Annotated in this window: 4 protein-coding genes; 1 reads left to right on the forward strand and 3 read right to left on the reverse strand. The window is 45.8% G+C overall.

Going from position 1 to position 5,430, the window contains the following annotated elements; genetic code table 11:
- Positions 1 to 1,136 precede the first annotated feature (1,136 nt).
- The 3 genes from B3K42_RS05160 to B3K42_RS05170 form a co-directional block, all read right to left on the reverse strand.
- Positions 1,137 to 1,448: a type II toxin-antitoxin system RelE family toxin gene (locus B3K42_RS05160; RefSeq protein WP_110990399.1), complete on the reverse strand. Its 312-nt coding sequence runs from the start codon at positions 1,446 to 1,448 to the stop codon at positions 1,137 to 1,139.
- Complete coding sequence (locus tag B3K42_RS05165) at positions 1,445 to 1,714, reverse strand: type II toxin-antitoxin system Phd/YefM family antitoxin (RefSeq protein ID WP_110990400.1); 270 nt, start codon at positions 1,712 to 1,714, stop codon at positions 1,445 to 1,447. Before B3K42_RS05165 ends, B3K42_RS05160 begins: the two co-directional genes overlap by 4 nt.
- 221 nt (positions 1,715 to 1,935) lie before the next feature.
- Positions 1,936 to 2,112: a hypothetical protein gene (locus B3K42_RS05170; protein WP_181419066.1), complete on the reverse strand. Its 177-nt coding sequence runs from the start codon at positions 2,110 to 2,112 to the stop codon at positions 1,936 to 1,938.
- 461 nt (positions 2,113 to 2,573) lie between these two features.
- Between B3K42_RS05170 and B3K42_RS05175 the strand changes: the two genes are divergently transcribed.
- Positions 2,574 to 4,841 carry a TOTE conflict system archaeo-eukaryotic primase domain-containing protein gene (locus B3K42_RS05175; RefSeq protein ID WP_110990401.1) on the forward strand — a complete coding sequence of 756 codons (2,268 nt, stop codon included), beginning with the start codon at positions 2,574 to 2,576 and terminating at the stop codon, positions 4,839 to 4,841.
- Positions 4,842 to 5,430: the final 589 nt, after the last annotated feature.

Here is a 5,430-nt window from a genome sequence, read left to right on the forward strand (position 1 = left end):
GGAAGTGATGCGCTGAGAAGCACCGTTGTTCGTCAACGGTTCTCCGTCCTCCGAGAAGAGAGCGTATGAGCCGGGTCTAGGGTTGTGAGGTCTAGGGTCTGGCAAGAGGGTTGGGAACTATTGTTGTAAAGAGCGGTTCTTCGTTCCGACACTTCGTTTCCAGGTTCTTCGTTTAGGACCACGAGATGAGGAGAGAGCGCGAGAAGGACGAGAAGAAAGAGATCCCGCTACGGGATGACAATCTTAGGTGATTCTGTAGGGGCGAACGGCTGTTCGCCCGAAGAGGGGGAAGCCATCTCACAGGCGCAAGGCAGAAGGCAAAAAGTGGTCGGTCTGCTAACTCAGGCTAGTCGCATTAGACAAGGTTGTCCGTAGGCCGTTCACCGTCCTCCGAGCTGGAAGATCGTTGCAAGTTCCATGATGTAAGTTGCAAGAAGAAGCCAGACCTCTATCTGAAAGAGCAATGATAAGTGTAATCCCCCTTTCAAAGTCATCCTGACAATGCTCCTGGTCAGGATCTGGACGCGGTGCGAGGTCCACCGTTAACGGTTCTCCGTTCTCCGAAAAGAACGGTTTCAAGTTTCGGTGTGCAAGTCATAAGGCTAGAACAAGTGCACAGCGGCTCTGAAGACCTAGATGCTGAAACGAGCATGACGAATTATCGCGTTTTCAGAATCAGCAAACGCTGTCATACCAATCATGACTTTTTGGAACTCCCTCTCATTGTCATCCCGAACTTGTTTCGGGATCTATTCTTTGAGGGAATCTACGATTATGAATCCGTGAATTTGCAAAGTTAGTGCGCAAAGAACATGGTGCTGAATCAAGTTCATGACGTGATGCGGCGTTTTAAAAATAACCGCACACTGTCATCCTGACAATGCTCCTGGTCAGGATCTCTGTCTTTGGCGCGAAAAATGGGACAGGCATAAGGAGAATTGTCAGTCCCTATTTTCGCTTACAGCGTTCAGCGGCTCTTTGCTCCTAAGCGCAGAGCGTTTCATAAGGAGCCAGTCAGTTCCCCTTTCGCAAAGCCAACCATGATCTAGCAAGGGTCAAACTAGGCTCTTGAAAATCGCAATTCACGTCGTGCCTCAGTGTCAGGGTGACAGTGTCGAAACCCTGCTGAACATTTTTTAGTCCCTTTTTTGTCTTCGTTTGAAGGCATTATTGTAGGCTAGAAGATCTTCTCTTTTGTTTATGCTAACTACGAAGATCGTTCTTGAATCTGAATCAATGGAATACACAATTCTGAACTTCTTCTTGAAGAAATAGGCTTTGTAGTATCCGGTTAGATCTATTCCATGTTTATTCCCTAGTGCTATTCCCAGAAAAGGATTTGCAGAGATTTGCTTCAGTTTGCTCTTTGCAAGCGATTTGATCTGCCCATCCATTCTCTCTACTTCTTTGAGAGCCTCAGGATGAAATCGTGTTTTCCAACTGCTCATATGTCGTCAATATCTACTTCCAGATACTCTTCTTTCGGAACTACTGCTCTTTCTTTTAGGATCTCCGCTATCTGCGAATTTTCAAAGAGCTCTTCCACTTCGATTAGTTTCTTATACGTCTCAATATTCATAACGGCATACTTTATCTCGCTATTCTTGATTACCAAGAGCGTATCGCCACTGCTTTCTAGCTGCCTGAAATACTTACCTGGACTTCTAGACAAGTCTGTCATGCTGACTGTGTTGGTTTTTGATGTGTAATGCATGATTTAGCACCTCCTTTATCTTGGTACTTTGCTACGTATTATTATACAAATTATTATACAAAGTAGGATGCGAAACGACAACTCTTGTTTCTTACCGATAATTCTTTCTCAAAGCAAACCGATTCAATCAACATTTCAAATTTAACTCCCTTGTCTTGAAGTTCCGATCGATCAGCTTCTCAAAGATAATCGATATCTATGTCAACTGATAATCTGGGAATTCACAGGAAGAAAAGATTTATCGCGGTTCCGCCTTTGAGAGCAAATCTACTGGGTAGATATTCATTTCTTGATGCCCTATCTAGAAACGAGAGAAGTATTGAAACCTTCTGGAGGATTTCCTGCCGGTAACCGGTTTGACCTGACAGTCCAAAGAGCGTCTCTCTAGATAATCTCATCGTTCCTCCCAATCTTCATCCCATAAATATTTCGGCACGACAAGATTCCATTCGCCGGCAAATTTCGATTCTTCATCGCTTCTTCGAGCCATGTAGTGTGGCGAAGCAGGAATCATTTTTTTCAGCTCATCCAAGAAACCACTATGGATGTTAATGATTCCGATGTTTGAGTGAAAAAGTAGCCAACTTTGGCTGCTGTTGTTGCGTTGTCTTGAATCATGAGATATTCAAGCACTTTGTCGGTATCCAGACATTCCACCATTTTTAGGGACGTCAAACCTCCCAAAATCAGACAAGCTTTGAAGCGCCGCTATGAAACAAGTGAAAAGCAGGAGAAGAAGCTCTAAAGGACTTTGGTTCAACACCTTCAGGTTCAGTGTAGTTGACTAGCGACCTCAACACAGGTTGACTACTGCACTTTTCGGTAATCTTTTGTATACTATTACTGAAGGAGTTGCTTTATGGACAATGATCTCCAGAGACTGAAAAGCCGAATAGCTGGACTTGAAGAGGCCAATGAACGTTTGAGAAAAAACTCGGGAAACCAGAGAACTGGCAATTACACGGTCTCACATTATTCATCGCCCGATGAGAAGATAGCACTTTTCAGATCTCTCTTCTTCGGCAGGCAGGATGTTTACGCGCTTAGATGGGAAGGAGCGAACGGATCTTACGGGTACCAGCCAGTTTGCAAGAACATTTGGAAGAAGGGTATTTGCAGGAAACCTCAGATCAAGTGCTCTCAGTGCGAGTCGAGAGAGTTCGCACCACTTACAGATCGGGTAATCTATAATCATCTTTCAGGGGAGATTTCAGTGGGTGTCTATCCTCTTCTTGAGGACGAATCCTGCAGATTTTTCGCCGCCGATCTAGATGGGGACGGATGGGAAGAGGATGCGAAAGCTTTCTCAAATGTTTCCTCCTCACTTTCGATTCCGTTGTATGTGGAGAGATCAAGATCTGGCAATGGTTGTCATCTTTGGTTATTCTTCAAAGACGCAATTAAGGCCTCTATAGTTCGGAAGCTCGGTTTCGAATTGCTCAATCGGGTTCTTGAGAGCCGGCCAAGATTGGGCTTAGGATCATATGACAGGTTTTTTCCTAATCAAGATGTGCTTCCAAAGGGCGGGCTTGGGAATCTGATAGCTCTTCCCTTGCAGGGAACTTCAAGGAAAAATGGAAATACGGTATTTCTAAACGACAATTTTGCGCCGCACGCAGACCAATGGGCCCATCTCTCATCGATTGAGAGGATTGATTCCTCGAAGATTGTGGATGTTTTGCGCGAACTGGAGAAGAGCTATACAGAAAAAGCGACAAACCAAGTGAGATTAACTAAAGAAATCTTCCCTGAAGAAGTAACGCTGAAAATAGACAGTATGATAAGTATTGAGAAGGGTTCACTTCCCTCCTCAATAATGAATGAGATTCTTAAGTTAGCATCTTTCGATAATCCTGAGTTTTTCAGAGCGCAGGCAATGAGGCTGCCAACATACAACAAGCCAAGACGGATTAACTGTGCAGATGAAGACGAAAACCGCTTCCTGTTGCCCAGAGGTTGCCTGTATGATTTGCTTGATCTTCTAGAAAAGAATGGAGTGCGCGTTAATCTGATCGACAATCGATCCAAGGGAAGTTGTATAGAGTTCACTTTTCACGGTAAATTGACACAGGATCAGGATAGAGCCGCCAGCGAGATGCTCGCCCACGAGTTCGGAATTCTTTGCGCTCCTACTGGTACCGGAAAGACAGTAATTGCTCTAAAGCTAATTGCACAAAGAAAGCGCGGCACACTTATTCTAGTTCATCGAAGAGAGCTCTTACGACAATGGCAGGAAAGCGCTTGCGAGTTTCTTCAGATCCCACCCGAGGAGATAGGACAAATAGGTCTTGGAAAGAAAACCGCAAAAGGTGTCCTGGATATAGCTCTCATACAGACTCTTGCGCGTAACGAACAAACTCTCAAGAGCCTTCCCGATTATGGTCAAGTAATAGTTGATGAATGCCAGCATATACCGGCTTTCACAGTAGAAAGAGTTGTCAAGAGTATTTCCGCTAAGTTCATAACAGGTCTTACTGCCTCACCAAAGAGAAGAGATGGCCACGAAAGAATTTTGTTCATGCAGTGCGGTCCTATAAGACACAAGATGTCTAGAAAGGGAAGGTTCTTCTTTGAACGAACGTATGTGAGCAGACAGACCGGTCTGGTGACAGAAGTAGATTCCAAACCCAAGGAAATTTACAAAGCAATAGAGACCGATGAAGATAGAAATGCCTTGATCTGTGAAGACATCAGGAGGGCTATTGAAGCAGGAAGATACTGCCTTGTCTTCTCCGAAAGGGTTAAACACATTGAGATTCTTTACGAGATGCTAAGCGATCTGAAGAAAAAGATCTTCTTGTTGCACGGCAAACAGCCCAGGAAGATACAAGACGAGTCTCTGGATCGATTCAAGACCGAGATGAACGGTGCAGCGTTGCTATCTACAGGAAGATACCTCGGTGAAGGATTCGATGATCCCAGGCTTGACACTCTCTTTCTCACGTTTCCGATTTCCTGGAAGGGAGTTCTTCAGCAATATGCTGGAAGACTACACAGGGAGAGCTTCGGAAAACATGAAGTCAGAATTTACGATTACGTCGACGAGAATGTGCCCATGTTGAAGAAAATGTTTGAAAACCGCAAGAAGGGATACAGGGCGCTAGGATATAGGCGAGTGATGCGCTGAGAAGCACCGTTGTTCGTCAACGGTCCGCCGTCCTCCGAAAAAAACGCAAAGATCGGTTTATAAGGGGCGGGTTAGCAAGAACGGGTTATCAAAACCGGGTTATAAAAGCTCGAAAAAAGGGATTGATTTGCGCCGAGGGCCATCCGCAGAAGTGATGCTGCTTCGCAGGAAGTCTCTCAGGTCAACCGTCAACGGTTCTCCGTCCTCTGAAAAGAGAGAGAGTTAAGGACACGAGATTAGGAGAGAGCGCGAGAAGGACGAGAAGAAAGAGATCCCGTACAGGAGCGCTACGGGATGACAATCTTAGGTGATTCTGTAGGGGCGAACGGCTGTTCGCCCGAAGAAAAAGAAGCCATCTCACAGGCGCAAGGAAGAAGCCAAAAAGTAGCCAGTCACCTTCGGTGGCCAGGCAGACTTCGCCTGGCCAGTCTCGCCTTCGGCGAGGCCAGTTCCGACTGCGTCGGGCTAAAAGCCACTGGCCGCTTGCTACAAGACGCTGTACGCTGGAAAGAACACCCCAGCAAGTGATGCTGCCTCCGGCAGGAAGTGAGGCTCGCTACGCGAGGAAGTGATGCGCTGAGAAGCACCG

The sequence above is a fragment of the Mesotoga sp. UBA6090 genome, from assembly GCF_002435945.1.
In the GTDB taxonomy this organism is placed as follows: Bacteria; Thermotogota; Thermotogae; order Petrotogales; family Kosmotogaceae; genus Mesotoga.

Coding starts and splice junctions, on each gene's coding strand:
- B3K42_RS05170 (WP_181419066.1), bottom strand. CDS start 2,112: ATGAGATTATCTAGAGAGACGCTCTTTGGACTGTCAGGTCAAACCGGT.
- B3K42_RS05160 (WP_110990399.1), bottom strand. CDS start 1,448: ATGAGCAGTTGGAAAACACGATTTCATCCTGAGGCTCTCAAAGAAGTA.
- B3K42_RS05165 (WP_110990400.1), bottom strand. CDS start 1,714: ATGCATTACACATCAAAAACCAACACAGTCAGCATGACAGACTTGTCT.
- B3K42_RS05175 (WP_110990401.1), top strand. CDS start 2,574: ATGGACAATGATCTCCAGAGACTGAAAAGCCGAATAGCTGGACTTGAA.